Origin of the sequence: Hansschlegelia zhihuaiae, from assembly GCF_004103825.1 — a bacterium.
Classification (GTDB): domain Bacteria; phylum Pseudomonadota; class Alphaproteobacteria; order Rhizobiales; family Methylopilaceae; genus Methylopila; species Methylopila zhihuaiae.
On the sequence record NZ_RYFI01000009.1, the window covers coordinates 33,454 to 48,083 of the forward strand.

Here is a 14,630-nt window from a genome sequence, read left to right on the forward strand (position 1 = left end):
GCGCGACGCCCATTCCGCGGCGGAGCGCGCGGCGTCCGCCGTCGCGGCCCGGATGTCCGCCGCCGAGGAGGCGCGCACCCGTGTCGGCGTCCAGATCGCGGAGGCCGAAGCCGCGCTTGCCGCTTCGATCGCACGGCTCGACGCCCTGCCCTCGGCCGACGCCGACGACGGCCTCGCCGCCCTGAAGGAGACGGTCGCGGCCGCCCGCCGCGAGGCGGCCGAACGCCGCGCGGAAGTCGAGGCGATCGCGGCGGAGCGCCGGCGCGTCCAGCAGCGCGCCGCGGAAATCAAAGCCGAACGCGAAGCCTGGACCAGCCGACGCGACGGCGCCGCGACCCGCATCGCCGACCTGTCGGCCCGGCGCGGAGAGGTCGAGGAGGAGCGCGTCGCGCTCGAGCCGCGGCCGGACCAGATCGCCGAGGAGCGTTCGGCGCTACGGGTGACGCTGTCGACGGCCGAGGCGCGCGCCCGCTCCGCCGCCGACGCGCTCGCCGCCGCAGAGACCGCCCACCGCGAGGCCGACCAGGCGGCGCGCGCCGCTCTCCACAGGCTCTCGCAAGCGCGCGAGGAGGCGGCGCGAGCTGGGGCCCGCCTCGAAAGCGCCCGCGAGAAGATCGCGGCCAGCGCCGCCCGGATCATGGAGGCCCGCGGCCTCACGCCCCACGAGCTCGCGGTCGCGCTGTCGGGCGTGCCGCGCTCGCCGGCGGAGGAGGTCGAGGCGCGCCTCGCCCGCGCGCTCGCCGCGCGGGAGCGTCTCGGCCCCGTGAACCTGCGCGCCGAGCAGGATCTCGCCGAGGCCGAAGCCTCCGGCGCCGCGCTGCTCGCCGAGCGCGACGACCTGACCGAGGCCATCGCCAAGCTCCGCGCCGCCGTCCGCTCGCTGAACCAGGAGGGCCGAGGCCGGCTGCTGGCGGCTTTCGAGCGGGTCGACGCCAATTTCCGAAAACTGTTCGAGACGCTGTTCGAGGGCGGCGAGGCGCGGCTCGAGCTGGTCGAATCGGACGACCCGCTCGAAGCCGGCCTCGAGGTGATCGCCCGGCCGCCGGGCAAGAAGCCCCAGACGCTCTCTCTCCTGTCCGGCGGCGAGCAGGCGCTGACGGCGCTCGCGCTGGTTTTCGGCGTGTTCCTGACCAATCCCGCGCCGGTCTGCGTGCTGGACGAGGTCGACGCGCCGCTCGACGACGCCAATGTCGAGCGCTTCTGCGCGCTGCTCTCCGACATGTCGTCCCGGACGACGACGCGCTTCCTCACCGTGACCCACAACCCGATCACCATGGCGCATATGGACCGCCTGCTCGGCGTCACCATGTCGGAGCGCGGCGTGAGCCAGCTCGTCTCGGTCGACCTCCAGACGGCCGAGCGGCTGGCGGAAGCGGTCTGATGCCGGCCGGCCGCCCGCCAAGCGTCGCAGCGGCCTGCCGCTTTCGTCCAACTCCGTGAGAGACATCGCGTCGCGGGCCTCGCATGTCGCATTTTCTCTCGATATCTTAACGGCTTACGCCTTTGCGGCGGAACCTTGACACCTGCAGGCTCAAAAACTAGGGTGCGCGCGGTTTTCGGGGGTGGTCGGCCGCTGCCGGGGTCCGGCGAGGCTGGCGCAAATGACGCAGAGCTCTGACGGAAAACCCGATCCGACCCAGCCGGAGACCGAGGGCGACCTGTCCGGGCGGCGCGAGCGGCTCGACCGGGAGCTCAAACGGCGCTCGGACCTCAAGACGGCCGAAGACGCCGGAACGCGGAACCCGCGCTCCGACGCCTCCGGCCTTTCGCTCGCGATGAGAGTGGGGTCGGAGTTCGTCGCCGCCATCATCGTGGGCGGGATCGTCGGCTGGGGGATCGACCGCCTCGCCGGATCGAGCCCCTGGGGCATGATGGTGTTTCTGATGCTCGGCTTCGCGGCGGGCGTCCTGAACGTGATGCGGTCCGCCGGGCTCATGAAGAAGCCCGGAGACTGACGGGAGGGCCGGGCTCGCCGGGCCTTGCGACCGAGGACATTGGCGCGCCGGAATGGCCGCGCCGCATGAGGGCACACTGGACGATGGCCGCCGCGAACGACCCGATCCACCAGTTCCAGATCGTCCCCCTGATCGGCGACGGGCCGATCGCCTTCACCAATTCGGCCTTCTATATGGGCCTGACCGTCGCGGTCATCACAGGCTTCCTGATGCTCGCGACCTCGGCCCGCACGCTCGTGCCGGGCCGTTTCCAGTCGCTCGCCGAGCTCTCCTACGAGTTCGTGGCGAAGACCGTCCAGGATTCAGCTGGCAAGGAGGGGATGAAGTTCTTCCCCTTCGTGTTCTCGCTCTTCATGTTCATCCTGGTCTCCAACCTGATCGGGATGATCCCCTACACCTTCACGGTGTCGAGCCACCTGATCGTCACCGCGGCGCTGGCGCTCTCGGTGTTTGTCACGGTGCTCGTCGTCGGCTTCGCCAAGCATGGCGTCGGCTTCCTCCGCCTGTTCGTGCCGCACGGCATCCCGATCTTCATTCTGCCGCTGGTGGTCGCGATCGAGGTCATCTCGTTCCTCTCGCGCCCGATCAGCCATTCGGTTCGTCTCTTCGCCAACATGCTCGCCGGCCACATCACGCTGAAGGTGCTGGCTGGCTTCGTCACCATGCTCTCCGCCGGCCTCGGCGCGCTCGGGCTGCTGATCGGGATCATCCCGCTCGCGCTCGCGGTCGCGATCACGGCGCTCGAGTTCCTGGTGGCGTTCCTGCAGGCCTACGTGTTCACGATCCTGACCTGCATCTACATCAACGACGCGCTGCACCCTGGACACTGACGCGCGACGACAAGCCTCGACGGCTTCGGCCGCGAACCGACCCTGCCTGTTCAACGATCTGATCTCGGAAGGAAAACACCATGGAAGCGGATGCAGCCAAGCTGATCGGCGCCGGCATCGCGGCGATCGGAACCGGGGCCGCCGGCATCGGCGTCGGCAACCTGTTCGGCCAGTTCCTGCAGGGCGCCCTGCGCAACCCGTCGGCCGCCGACGGCCAGTTCGCGCGCCTGATCTTCGGCTTCGCGGTGACCGAGGCGCTCGGCATCTTCGCGCTGCTGATCGCGCTGCTGCTGCTCTTCGCCGTCTGATCCCTCACCGGTCGATGACGTTTGCGCGACGCCCTGAGCGGCGTCGCGCGAGCTTTTGGAGAGCGTGATGTTCGAGAAGATCGGACCGTCCGGCCTCTATGCGATCATGCCGCGCGACGGCGGGTCGGACGGCCTCGTCGTGCTGGCCGCGGCCGAGACGGGCGCGCCGGCCGAGACGCACGCCGCCACGGAAGCGCATGGCGGCGCCGGCGGCCACAAGGAGCCGTTCCCGCCCTTCAACAGCGCGACCTTCGCTGGCCAGCTGTTCTGGCTCGCGATCTTCTTCGGGCTGCTGCTCTGGCTGATGTCCAAGGTCGCGCTGCCGCGCGTCCAGAACATCCTCGAAGGCCGCGCCGAGCGCATCGAGAACGACCTCGCCGAGGCGAACCGTCTCAAGACCGAGACCGACGAGGCGATCGCGGCCTATGAGAAGACGCTGGCCGACGCCCGCGCCGAGGGCCACCGCATCGCCGGCGAGATGCACGAGAAGGTCTCGAAGGAGGCCGAAGCTCATCGACTGAAGCTTGAGGACGAGCTGAACGCCAAGCTTGAGTCCTCGGAGCAGCTGATCGCCGAGACCAAGCTGCAGGCGCTCGGCAATGTGCGCGGCATCGCGGTCGACGCGGCGTCCGCCATCGTGGAGCGGCTGAGCGGCAAGCAGCCCGCGGCCAACGACGTCGAGAAGGCGGTCGACGCCTCGCTCGCGGCCTGACGGAGGGACCGATGGGAAGCGCTGAATTCTGGGTGCTGGTCGCCTTCGTGATCTTCTTCGGCATCGTGTTCTATGTGGGCGCGCCGACGAAGATCCTGGCTGGCCTCGACAGCCGCTCGGCCAAGATCAAGGCCGAGCTCGACGAGGCCCGCGCGCTTCGCGAGGAGGCGCAGGCCGTGCTCGCCGACTACAAGCGCAAGCGCGAGGAGGCGACGCGCGAGGCCGAGCAGATCGTCGCGAACGCCAAGAAGGACGCGGCGGCCTACGCCGAGGACGCCAAGGCTAAGGCCGAGGACTTCGTCGCCCGCCGCACCAGGGCGGCCGAGCAGAAGATCGCGCTCGCCGAGTCCCAGGCCGTCGCCGAGGTGCGCTCCGCGGCCGCCGATGCGGCCGTGGCCGCCGCCGAACGGGTTCTCGGCGCGCAGGCCAAGGCCGAGCTCGGCGACCAGCTGTTCGCCAAGGGCCTGTCCGAGGTTCGCGCCAAGCTGAACTGAAGCTCGGCGGTCCACTGCCACGAACCCGAAGGCCGCCCCGAGAGGCGGCCTTTTTTCTTTTCCCGGAAGCAAAACAGTCATCCCGGCTTGTCCGGAAATGACGTGCCGAGGTTTGCCGACTCGCCTAGTGAACGCTCAGTTCGTCTGGGCGGTCTGGATCGCGGAGCGCTGCGCGGCGGCCGCCTGAGGCTGCGGCGGACGCGCCGCCTGCTGCGGGGGCGCGACCGGGCGCCGACGCGCGGCCTGAGCCTGGGCCTCACGCGCCCGCTGGTCGGCGAGCGCGCGGTCGCGGCGCTCTGTGAAGGACTGCGCGGCGCGGGCCATGGCGGAGCCCGAACCGATCGTCGTGGTCGTCACGGCCGGCGGCTGGGCCGGCGGCCTCGCGGTCACCACGACCGGCGGCGGACCCGCCTCCGACTGCGGGGCGCGACGAGCCGCGGCGCTGCGCGCCTGGCTCACCGCCCGCGAGCGCGCCGAGCGGGACTTGCGCGACTTCGCCGGGCGCTTGATTGCGGGAGCTTCGGAGGCCTCGGCTGCGCGCGCCTCGGCCTCCTCCTGCTCGGCGGCCGCGATTTCGGCCGGGCTTGGCGGCTCGAAGCCGACCACGATCGTCCAGTCGGCGTAGCCCGCGGCCGTCGGCGGCGGCAGCGACACGCCTTCCTCGACATGGCGGAACGCCACCTTCTGCACGCCTTCGGGCATCTCGACCTTGAGATTGACGCGCCGGGTCTCGACCTCGCGGCCCTCGGCGTCCTTCACCTGGATGGTCATCGGCGCGTCGATCGCAGCCGGGCCCTTCTTCCTGCCCCGCGCGCCCTCGCCCACCAGCGCGATCTTGCAGATCGTCTCGGCGCCGAGATTGGCGCAGTCGCGCGCGAGCCCGTCGAGCGTCGCCTGGGCGCCGTCGGAGCGGCGCGTGTCGCCGGCCGGCGCGACCGTCACCTTGGGGCAGGTCGGATCGCCTGCGGCCTTAGCGGCGACGCCGCCCGACACCAGGGCGACGGCCTGCTGATTGTCCTCGAGCACGGCGACGACTGCGTCGCGCGCCTGCGGCAGCGGAACGGCTGTCGCGCCGGCTTCGAGCGCAAGCGCGCTTACGGCGGTGAGCAGCGACGCCGCCGCTCCCGCGGCCAGCGTTCCCCGATGAAAGACGGACATGGCGGCAGTCCTAAAAAGTCCTCGGCCCCAGACCGTTAACTCATTGGCGACGAATCAGGCTGAATTGCGGAAAGGCCTCAGTCAAGCGCGAAAGCCGGCCGGGACTGCGGCTCTTATGCCTCCATGGCCTCCAATTCGTCGATCATCCGTTCGATCAGGCCGAGCCCGGTGTTCCAGAAGGCCGGGTCCGCGGCGTCGAGGCCGAAGGGCGCGAGCAGCTCCGAATGGTGCTTGGTGCCGCCGGCGGAAAGCAGCGCGAAGTAGCGCTCGGCGAAGCCATCCGCGGCGTTCTCGTAGACCGCATAGAGCGAGTTCACGAGGCAGTCTCCGAACGCGTAGGCGTAGACGTAGAACGGCGAATGCGTGAAGTGGCCGATATAGGTCCAGAACGTCTCGTAGCCTTCGCCGAGACGGATCGCCGGGCCGAGGCTCTCCGACTGCACCTCCATCCAGAGCGCGTTGACGCGCTCGGTCGGCAACTCGCCCATCTTGCGCTCGAGATGGACCTTTCGCTCGAAACTGTAGAACGCGATCTGGCGGACCACCGTGTTCAGCATGTCCTCGACCTTGCCCGCGAGCATCGCCTTGCGCTGCGCGGGGTCATGGGTCTTGGCGAGCATCGCCCGGAAGGTCAGCATCTCGCCGAACACCGAGGCGGTCTCGGCAAGCGTCAGCGGCGTCGGCGCCATCAGCGCGCCGTTGTGGCCGGCGAGCACCTGATGCACGCCGTGGCCGAGCTCATGGGCGAGCGTCATCACGTCGCGCGGCCGGCCCAGATAGTTCAGCAGCACGTAAGGGTGGGCGGAGGGCACGGTCGGGTGCGCGAAGGCGCCCGGCGCCTTGCCGGCCCGCGCCGGGGCGTCGATCCAGCGCTCGTCGAAGAAGCGTCGCGCGATGTCGGCCATTTCCGGCGCGAAGCCCCCATAGGCGCCAAGCACCGTGTCCCTCGCCTCGCCCCAGGGGATCTGGCGGGTCGGCACGCTCGGCAGCGGGGCGTTGCGGTCCCAGTGGTTCAGCCGCTCCATGCCGAACCACTTGGCCTTGAGCTTGTAATAGCGGTGCGACAGCCGCGGATAGGCGGCCCGGACCGCCTGCACCAGCGCCTCGACCACCTCGCGCTCGACGCGATTCGCGAGATGCCGAGCGTCCGCGACGTCCTCGAACTTCCGCCAGCGGTCGGAGATCTCCTTGTCCTTGGCGAGCACGTTGGTGACGAGCGTCATGACGCGGGCGTTCGCCTTGAAGGTCCGGGCAAGCGCGTGCGCCGCGCGCTCGCGGACTTTTCCGTCCCCATCCTGCAGCAGGTTGAGCGCGGGCTCGAGCGTCAGCTCCTCGCCGCCGACGTCGAAGCGCATCGACGCCACGGTCTCGTCGAACAGCCGCCGCCAGGCGCCCCCGCCGGTCACCGACTTCTCGTGGAACAGCTGCTCGACGCGGTCTTCGAGCTGGTGCGGACGCTCCTTGCGGACGTCGTCGAGGAACGGTTTGTAACGCGCGAGCGCCTCGTCCTTCAGCGCCTCGTCGAGCGCCGCGTCGTCGAGCCTGTTGAGCTCCAGCGTGAAGAACAGGAGGTGCGACCAGACGTCGGTCAGCTTCTCCTGCAGGTCGCCGTAGAATTTCTGGCGCTTCGGATCGGAAGTGTCCTCGGAATAGACGAGGCCCGCATAGGAGCCGATGCGGCCCGTCAGGTCGTCGAGCGCCTCATAGGCGAGCACGGCCTCGGCGAGCCGTCCCGCGGCCGTCAGCTCCGCAAGCCGGCCCTTATAAGTGGACTCGAAGCTCTTCGCCTGTTCGAGGCTCTTCGCGAGGTCCGCGGCGACCTCCGGCGCGTCCATGCCGGCGTAGAGATGGCTGAGGTTCCATTCTGGGAGAGGCCCAAGCGCGGCTGCGGTCGACAATGCGAAATCCTCGGATATTTTGGAGTGAGCGCCAGATATCGCAACGTGATCTCATGCTTTCAACGCCGGCCGCGGAGCGGCGACGCAAGAGCCGGAGCGGCTTAAGCGCGCGTTTACCCTGAGCGGGGATGCTGCCCGGGATCCAGCAGCCGTCCCGGCCGGGCTTCCGAAAGCGTCTCATGAGCGCCGTTGTCCTTATCGTCGACGACGATCCGGTCCAGCGGCGCCTTCTCGAATCCCAGCTCCGCCGGCTCGGCTACGACGCGCGCACCGCCGAGGACGGCGTGGACGCGATCGAGGCGCTGACCGCGCGCGGCGCGGCCTATGACCTCGTCTTCCTCGACCTAGCAATGCCCGGTCTCGACGGCCTCGGGGTGCTGGCGCGGATGCGCGAGCTCAACATCGCGACGCCGGTCATCGTCCAGACCGCCAACGGCTCGATCGAGGCGGTGGTCTCGGCGATGCGCGCCGGCGCGGCCGACTTCGTGGTCAAGCCGGTCGGACCGGAACGGCTGCAGGTCTCGATCCGCAACGCGCTCCGGACCGACGCCCTGCAGGGCGAGATCCGCCGTATCGGCCGCCGCGCCGCCGGCACGCTGACGTTCCGCGACCTGCCGACCCGCGCGCCGGAGATGGCCGAGGCGCTGAGGCTCGGCGAGAGGGCCGCGGCCTCCAACATCCCGGTGCTGATCGAGGGCGAATCGGGCGTCGGCAAGGAACTGCTCGCCCGCGCGATCGCGGGTTCGGGCGAACGCCGCGGAAAGCCCTTCGTCGCCGTGAACTGCGGTGCGTTGCCCCCCAACCTCGTCGAATCGATCCTGTTCGGCCACGAGAAGGGCGCCTTCACGGGCGCGACCGACCGGCATGTCGGCAAGTTCGTGGAGGCGGACGGCGGCACGCTGTTCCTCGACGAGATCGGAGAACTGCCCGGCGACGCGCAGGTCAAGCTGCTGCGCGCGGTCCAGGAAGGCGAGGTCGATCCCGTGGGCGCCAAGCGTCCGGTCAAGGTCGACGCCCGCGTCATCTCGGCCACCAACCGCGAGCTGTTCCGCCGGGTGCGGGAAGGCGCGTTCCGCGAGGACCTCTACTACCGGCTCAGCGTCTTCCCCATCACGATCCCCCCGCTCCGCGCCCGCCGCGCCGATCTTGAAGACCTGACGCGCCGCTTCGTCGCAAGGTTCGCGGCCGAGGAGAGCCGCGCCGTGACCGGCGTGACCGCCGCCGCGCTTGCGCTGCTCGAGCGCTACGACTGGCCAGGCAATGTCCGCGAGCTCGAGAACGCCGTGTTCCGCGCCGTCGTCCTGTCGGACGGCCCGGAGCTCAGATCCGCCGACTTCCCGCAGATCGCGGCGCTGACGGGCGGGGAGACGGACGCTGTCGAGGAGGAGACCCGCTCCTTCGTCCGAGATCTCGAGGAGCCCGAGCTCGAGACCAAGCTCGACGCGCCGGCTCTGCCGCTGTTCGCGTCCGACGGCCGCCTGAGGCCGCTCGACGAACTCGAGCGCGACGCTATCCGATACGCCATACGCCATCTGGACGGGCAGATGACAGAGGTCGCGCGCCGCCTCGGGATCGGCCGCTCGACGCTCTATCGCCGGCTGAAGGACCTTGGCCTCGACCAGGAATGTGGCGGACCAGACACGGACGGCGGCCAAGCGGTCGCCTGAACGCAAACGTGTCTGCCGGCATTGTTGAATAAATGCCCCGTCGACCACATCGTCGCGGGGACGTCGAAGGATGAAGCCGATGCCGACCAAAGCCGAAGCGCCCTCGCTCAGGCGGGCCGTCCTGTCGCGTCCCGTGACCATTCTGCTCGCCAGCGTGGCGTTCGGCGCTCTGCTCGCCGGTCATACGCGCGCCGAGAGCGCGCAGGCGCGCACGCCCGAGCCCGCCCAGGTCGCCGTGCCGCCGCAGGAGATCGTTCCTCCCGCCGTCGGCGAGCGTGACTTCTCGACGGGCGCGATCGAGGCCGCCCCCGCCGATCCCGCTCCGAACCCGCAGGACGCGCTGCAGCCCTCGACGCCGCCCTCCCCGAGCGTCATCGCGCTCGAGCCGCTGCCCGCCGCCATCGTCGCGCTGCTCAACGACGCCGGCCCCGCCGGACTGAAGATGCCCGCGGCTGACCGCGAGGCGCTGAAGGCCTTCTATGCGGCCCGCCACGGCGCGCCGGTCTGGATCGCGGATGGGCGGCTGTCGCCCAAGGCCGACGCCGCCAAGGCCCGGATCGCCGCCGCCGACGGCGACGCGCTCGACCCGCGCGACTTCCGCCTGCCGGGCGCCATCCGCAGCGACGCCCCGGCCGAGCTCGCCCGCGCGGAGGCGCAGATGTCCGCCGCCTCGCTGGCCTACGCCCGCAAGGCCTGGGGCGGTCGATTCTCCCCCGGCTTCATCAGCCCCTCGATCACCGCGGCGCCGAGCCCGTTCGACGCCGCCGCAGCGCTCGCGAGCCTCGACACGTCGGGCGACGTCGCCGCGACCCTCGACGGCTTCAACCCGCAGCATCGGCAGTTCCAGGAACTCCGGAAGCTGCTTGCGGCTGCGCGGGTGAACCGCCCGACCGAGCCTGAGACGCCCAAGATCGGCTTCGGCAAGCTGCTCCAGCCGGGCGACGAGGACCCGCGCGTGCCGGCGCTGCGCGCCCGGCTCGGCGTCAAGGGCGACGCCGACGACTTCTATTACGACGCCGCGCTCGAGGAGGCCGTCGTCGCCTTCCAGAAGAAGGCCAAGATCGGAACCTCCGGCCTCGTCAACAAGCAGACGGTCCGGGCGCTGAACGCCGGCGCGCCGCGGAGCCCCCGCGACGACGCCGAGCTGATCGAGATCAACATGGAGCGCTGGCGCTGGATGCCGCGCGACCTCGGGGCGAAGCACGTCTTCGTCGACGTGCCGGCCTTCAAGCTGCACATCATGCAGGACGGCGCGGCGGTCTACGAGACGCGCGTGATCGTGGGCAAGTCCACCAACCAGACGCCGATCTTCTCGAACGCGATCGACCACATCGTGGTCAACCCCTACTGGAACGTGCCGTCCTCGATCGCGCTCAACGAGATGCGCGGCGGGTCGCTGCGCGGCTTCGAGGTGGTGGACAGCCGCGGCCGCAAGGTGACGGACTTCAGCTGGGACGACATCAGGGCGAACCGCGTCCGCATCCGTCAGCCGCCGGGCGAGAAGAACGCGCTCGGCCACATCAAGTTCATGTTCCCGAACAGCCACTCGGTCTATCTGCACGACACGCCGACCCGGAAGCTGTTCGAGCGCGACGCGCGGGCGCTGAGCCATGGCTGCGTGCGCGTCGACCGGCCGCTCGAATTCGCGGACGCGCTGTCGGGCGATCAGGGATTGAGCGGCGCGAAGCTCCAGTCGATGGTCGGGGGCAAGGAGCGGCGGCTCAATCTCGGCCAAGCGATCCCCGTCCACCTCACCTATTTTACGGCCTGGGTCGGCGCCGACGGCAAGATCGAGACCCGCGCCGACCTCTACACGCTCGACGCCCGCCAGCGCGCGGCGATGCGGGGCGAGCCGCTGCCGCCGCTGCCGGAGGCGCCGCCGCCAGCCCCGCGGGTCGCCAAGGCGAAGCCGAAACCCGCCTCCACTGCGCCCGCGATGGCCGCTTCGGCCGTCCCGGCGGCGGCGCCGCAGCAGCAGCCCTCGGGGCCCGCGGCATGGCTCGCGCGCATCTTCGGCGATTCGCGGCAGGGCCGGCCGTAGCCGTCGCAATTATGTCTAAAAAGAGAACGCCACTTCATTTTTCGAGCGTAGTGGCGATTTCGCTCTAGCTTTTGACAAAGGCCGCAGCTACGAAAACACACATCGGGGGATCGGGGGTCGATTTCTCGCGGGTAAGTCACCGCGCGTTAACCACTCCCGCTGAAACTTTGTTGATCAATTGCGGCGCCGCGCAAGTCCGGCCGCCGTGCGTGGTCTCATAGGGTCAGGACGGACCATTGTTTGACACCCCTTCCTCACGTCGCTCGCTGACGCGCCATCTGAAGCGCAGCGCGAGCGTCGTGCTTCTCGGCGGCGTGACGCTGGTCGCCGCTTCCGAGACCACACAGAACGCCCAGGCCAATGGCGACACCCGCAGCCTGACGCTCTACCACACGCATCGCGGCGACCAGATCACGGTCACGTTCAAGCGCAACGGCCGCTACGACTCCGAAGGTCTGCGCCAGCTCTCCAACTTTCTGCGCGACTGGCGCAACAACAAGTCGACGCGGATGGAGCCGCGGCTGTTCGACATCGTCTGGGAGGTCCACCGTCAGGTCGGCCGCGGCGGCACGGTCAACATCGTCTCCGCCTACCGCTCTCCCGAGACCAACGCCATGCTGCGGGCCCGCTCGCGCGGCGTCGCCAAATTCAGCCAGCACATGCTCGGCCGGGCGATGGACTTCTACATCACCGGCGTTCCGGTCTCCTCGGTGCGCGAGGCCGGCATCCGCCTGCAGCGCGGCGGCGTCGGCTTCTACCCGACCTCGGGCCGCCCCTTCGTCCATCTCGACGCCGGCAACATCCGCGCCTGGCCGCGCATGAGCCGCTCGCAGCTCGCCCGCCTGTTCCCGGGCGGCAAGACTGTCCACCAGCCGGCCGAAGGCGGCCACATGCCGGGCTATGAGCTCGCGGCCGCCGAGTTGAAGTCGCGCGGCGAGGTCTCGCTCGACGCCGCCTATTCCGGCTCCGGCTCGTCGTCCTCCGGCAAGAGCTTCTTCGCCCGCCTGTTCGGCGGCGGCGCCGACCAGAGCGACGACGAGGCCGAGACGCAGGTCGCGGCCGCTCCGGCCCGCGGCGCCGCGACGTCGTCGTCCGACGACGAGGAGGGCGCGACCACCGCGTCCGTGGCTGCCGCTCCCACCCGGGTGGCCACTGTCCGCATAGCCCCCATGCCGCCGTCGCGGCCGGCCGACATGGTCCGGCCTTCGGCGCCGGCGGCCCAGCAGGCCGAGACCGTGGTGGCGGCCGCCGTTCCGATGCCGCCGATCGCCCCCGCCCGCGCCGCGCAGGTCGCGATGGCCTCCGCGGCGGTGCCGCTCCCGCCCGTGGCCCCGACCGTGGTGGCGGCCAAGCCGGTGCCGCTGCCGCCGTCCGCGCCCGCCGACGGCTATGCGGTCGCCTCCGCCGACGCCGGTCCCAACATGGCTTGGCGCGCCGGCGCCCAGCCGCTCCAGGGCCAGCCGGTCGGCGCGACGGAGCCGGGCCTCGCGCTCGCCTCCGCGATCCCGACCCCCAAGCCGCGCCCGACCCAGGACAGCGCCATCGCGGTCCTGGCCGCGCTGCCGACGCCGGCCGCCTCGTCCGAGCAGCGGCCGCGCGAGATCGACCCGAACGCCGCGGCCGCCTATCAGGCCGAGGCCTCGACCTTCCCTCGCCTGCCTGACGCCTTCCTCGGCAAGAAGCGCGGCGAGACGCCCGAGATGACGCTCGCCTACGCGTCGCAGACGGCCGACCTCCCGGCTGAGGCCCGCGTCAACACGCGCGCCGCGGTCGCCCCGCAGACCCGCGTGACCGCGACCCTGCCGACCGACCCGAACGTCCGCGTGCTGTCGCCCTATGCGACGCCCGCCGCCGTCTACGCGGCCGCCACCGCTTCGCTCCGCCGCCGCGGAACGCTGGCCGCAGAGGCCATGACGTCGACGCCGCTCGACGAGGCCGGCTATCTCGCCTTCATGAACGGCGAGTCGATCAGCTACTCGACCGAGATGGTCCTCCCGTTCCAGACCGCGGCTCTGACGCTCTCGCCGAGCGCAGCGCTGATCGGCGGCTTTACGGCCGATCCGATGAACGGCGTGCGCTGCGACAAGTTCTCGGGCTCCTCGGTGATGCTGCTGAGGACCCAGTCCTTCCTGCCGGCGAACTCCTTCGCGACGGCGAAGGGCGGCCGCACTCACGGCTGAGCTCGCCCCGCCTTTCAGACGAAAAAGCCCCGGACCTCGGTCCGGGGCTTTTTCGTTGAACGATCCTTTGGGACGATCAGTCGGTCTTCATCCCGAGCGCCGCGAGGTAGAGGTCGAGGATCGCCTCCTGCTCGGCGCGCTCCGACGCGTCCTGCTTGCGCACCGAGATGACCTTGCGCAGCACCTTGACGTCGAAGCCGTTGCCCTTGGCCTCGGCGTAGACTTCCTTGATGTCGTCCGCGATGCCCTTCTTTTCCTCCTCGAGCCGCTCGATGCGCTCGACGAAGGCGGTCAGCTGGTCCTTGGCGACCTCGTCCGGATTGACCGTGTTCATGGCTTCGCGCTCCTTCGAATTCGAGCGCGCCTGTTCGCAGACGGAGCCGAGTCGGTCAAGCGGGCGCGCGCGGGCTGCGCCGTTCTCCCTCCCCTTGCAAGGGGAGGGAAAGGCGGCGCGTCAATGGCGGCCGCCGCCCTTCGCGAACGCCGCCTTCTGCTCGGGCGTCGCCTCGCTCTGGTGGCGCGCCTTCCAGTCCTCGTAGGGCATGCCATAGACGGCCTCGCGCGACTGGTCCTTGGAGACGCCGAGGCCGCGCGCGTCGGCCGCGTCCTTCAGCCAGTTCGACAGGCAGTTCCGGCAGAAGCCCGCGAGGTTCATGAGGTCGATGTTCTGGACCTCGGGCCGGTCCCTTAAGTGCTGCACGAGCCGGCGGAACACCTCCGCCTCGAGCTCCGTCCTCGTCTTCTCGTCGACGCCAGAAAGATCGGTCATCGGTTCTTGCTCCTCACTCCCGCCCGCGTGCCGTAATGCACGATATGGCCCGTCTCGGGCAGGTCGAGAAGCGGCGGCAGCAGCCGCGCGAACCGCTCCGCCCATTCGGCCTGCCCCGCCTCGTCGGCGACGAGGTCCTGGCGGATCTCGACCAGCACATGGGGAAAGCCGCGGCCGGTGCCGTGGCGGTTCATGGCGTCGCCGAGAAGCGAGCCGTCATAAGGCTCGTTGTCCCCGACCACGAGGCCGCGCTCGGCCCTGAGCGCGGCGAGCAGGGGCTTGGCCAGCCGGTCGTCGAGGTCCCACAGCAGTCCGACATGCCAGGGCCGGGCGAACGCCTTCCAGCGCGGCGTGAAGCTGTGCATCGACAGGATGACGGGGGTTTCGCCGGCGTCGACGATCGCGTCGAGCCGGGCCGTGACCGCGTCGTGATACGGCCGGTGGTAGCGCGCCATCCGCTCCTGGACCGCGGCCGGCTCAAGCCGCGCATTGCCGGGGACGATCGCGCCGTCGGACAGCCGCATCACCAGCGTCGGATCGTCCTCGCCGCGATTCGGGTCGATCACCAGGCGCGAATAGGTCGACAGCACGGCATGCGCGCCGGTGGCGCGCGCGAGC

At 70.4% G+C, this 14,630-nt stretch carries 14 protein-coding genes; 9 read left to right on the forward strand and 5 right to left on the reverse strand.

The window, feature by feature from the left end:
- From EK403_RS10590 to EK403_RS10615, 6 genes are all read left to right on the forward strand, one after another.
- On the forward strand, nt 1-1,381 hold a 1,381-nt coding region (locus tag EK403_RS10590), incomplete at its 5' end, for a coiled-coil domain-containing protein (RefSeq protein ID WP_487327323.1).
- 220 nt (nt 1,382-1,601) lie between these two features.
- Entirely contained in the window at nt 1,602-1,955 is a 354-nt protein-coding gene (locus EK403_RS10595) for an AtpZ/AtpI family protein (protein ID WP_128777467.1), read from the forward strand.
- A gap of 83 nt (nt 1,956-2,038) precedes the next feature.
- Entirely contained in the window at nt 2,039-2,785 is a 747-nt protein-coding gene (locus tag EK403_RS10600; RefSeq protein ID WP_128777586.1) for a F0F1 ATP synthase subunit A, read from the forward strand.
- A gap of 80 nt (nt 2,786-2,865) precedes the next feature.
- Nucleotides 2,866-3,093, forward strand: coding sequence for a F0F1 ATP synthase subunit C (locus EK403_RS10605; protein WP_128777468.1), 228 nt, complete (start codon nt 2,866-2,868; stop codon nt 3,091-3,093).
- A gap of 67 nt (nt 3,094-3,160) precedes the next feature.
- A complete protein-coding gene (locus EK403_RS10610) occupies nt 3,161-3,805 on the forward strand; it encodes a F0F1 ATP synthase subunit B family protein (protein ID WP_245479630.1) in 645 nt (214 codons plus the stop codon).
- A gap of 11 nt (nt 3,806-3,816) precedes the next feature.
- A complete protein-coding gene (locus EK403_RS10615) occupies nt 3,817-4,299 on the forward strand; it encodes a F0F1 ATP synthase subunit B family protein (RefSeq protein WP_128777469.1) in 483 nt (160 codons plus the stop codon).
- Nucleotides 4,300-4,434: 135 nt separating this feature from the next.
- Here EK403_RS10615 and EK403_RS10620 read toward each other — a convergent pair whose 3' ends face one another.
- Together EK403_RS10620 and EK403_RS10625 are read right to left on the reverse strand one after the other, a co-directional pair.
- Complete coding sequence (locus EK403_RS10620; RefSeq protein WP_128777470.1) at nt 4,435-5,457, reverse strand: hypothetical protein; 1,023 nt, start codon at nt 5,455-5,457, stop codon at nt 4,435-4,437.
- A gap of 113 nt (nt 5,458-5,570) precedes the next feature.
- Nucleotides 5,571-7,355: a M3 family oligoendopeptidase gene (locus EK403_RS10625; protein WP_280986645.1), complete on the reverse strand. Its 1,785-nt coding sequence runs from the start codon at nt 7,353-7,355 to the stop codon at nt 5,571-5,573.
- Nucleotides 7,356-7,534: 179 nt separating this feature from the next.
- Between EK403_RS10625 and EK403_RS10630 the strand changes: the two genes are divergently transcribed.
- From EK403_RS10630 to EK403_RS10640, 3 genes are all read left to right on the forward strand, one after another.
- Entirely contained in the window at nt 7,535-9,022 is a 1,488-nt protein-coding gene (locus EK403_RS10630; RefSeq protein WP_128777472.1) for a sigma-54-dependent transcriptional regulator, read from the forward strand.
- Between the two features lie 79 nt (nt 9,023-9,101).
- A complete protein-coding gene (locus EK403_RS10635; protein ID WP_164919570.1) occupies nt 9,102-11,063 on the forward strand; it encodes a L,D-transpeptidase family protein in 1,962 nt (653 codons plus the stop codon).
- A gap of 236 nt (nt 11,064-11,299) precedes the next feature.
- Nucleotides 11,300-13,243 (forward strand): peptidoglycan L,D-endopeptidase MepK, encoded by a 1,944-nt coding sequence (locus EK403_RS10640; RefSeq protein ID WP_245479631.1) that lies wholly within the window; start codon nt 11,300-11,302, stop codon nt 13,241-13,243.
- Between the two features lie 76 nt (nt 13,244-13,319).
- Here EK403_RS10640 and EK403_RS10645 read toward each other — a convergent pair whose 3' ends face one another.
- The 3 genes from EK403_RS10645 to EK403_RS10655 all read right to left on the reverse strand — a co-directional run.
- Nucleotides 13,320-13,577: a DUF2312 domain-containing protein gene (locus EK403_RS10645; protein ID WP_128777474.1), complete on the reverse strand. Its 258-nt coding sequence runs from the start codon at nt 13,575-13,577 to the stop codon at nt 13,320-13,322.
- Between the two features lie 120 nt (nt 13,578-13,697).
- Nucleotides 13,698-14,012 (reverse strand): DUF1244 domain-containing protein, encoded by a 315-nt coding sequence (locus EK403_RS10650; RefSeq protein ID WP_128777475.1) that lies wholly within the window; start codon nt 14,010-14,012, stop codon nt 13,698-13,700.
- Nucleotides 14,009-14,630: N-formylglutamate amidohydrolase (locus EK403_RS10655; RefSeq protein WP_245479632.1), on the reverse strand; the 622-nt coding region annotated here is incomplete at its 5' end. The genes EK403_RS10655 and EK403_RS10650, both read right to left, overlap by 4 nt.

Bases quoted from the DNA above. Each gene is read 5' to 3' on its own strand.
- EK403_RS10595 (WP_128777467.1), top strand. From the start codon at position 1,602: ATGACGCAGAGCTCTGACGGAAAACCCGATCCGACCCAGCCGGAGACC.
- EK403_RS10630 (WP_128777472.1), top strand. From the start codon at position 7,535: ATGAGCGCCGTTGTCCTTATCGTCGACGACGATCCGGTCCAGCGGCGC.
- EK403_RS10605 (WP_128777468.1), top strand. From the start codon at position 2,866: ATGGAAGCGGATGCAGCCAAGCTGATCGGCGCCGGCATCGCGGCGATC.
- EK403_RS10650 (WP_128777475.1), bottom strand. From the start codon at position 14,012: ATGACCGATCTTTCTGGCGTCGACGAGAAGACGAGGACGGAGCTCGAG.
- EK403_RS10620 (WP_128777470.1), bottom strand. From the start codon at position 5,457: ATGTCCGTCTTTCATCGGGGAACGCTGGCCGCGGGAGCGGCGGCGTCG.
- EK403_RS10615 (WP_128777469.1), top strand. From the start codon at position 3,817: ATGGGAAGCGCTGAATTCTGGGTGCTGGTCGCCTTCGTGATCTTCTTC.
- EK403_RS10600 (WP_128777586.1), top strand. From the start codon at position 2,039: ATGGCCGCCGCGAACGACCCGATCCACCAGTTCCAGATCGTCCCCCTG.
- EK403_RS10610 (WP_245479630.1), top strand. From the start codon at position 3,161: ATGTTCGAGAAGATCGGACCGTCCGGCCTCTATGCGATCATGCCGCGC.
- EK403_RS10645 (WP_128777474.1), bottom strand. From the start codon at position 13,577: ATGAACACGGTCAATCCGGACGAGGTCGCCAAGGACCAGCTGACCGCC.
- EK403_RS10635 (WP_164919570.1), top strand. From the start codon at position 9,102: ATGCCGACCAAAGCCGAAGCGCCCTCGCTCAGGCGGGCCGTCCTGTCG.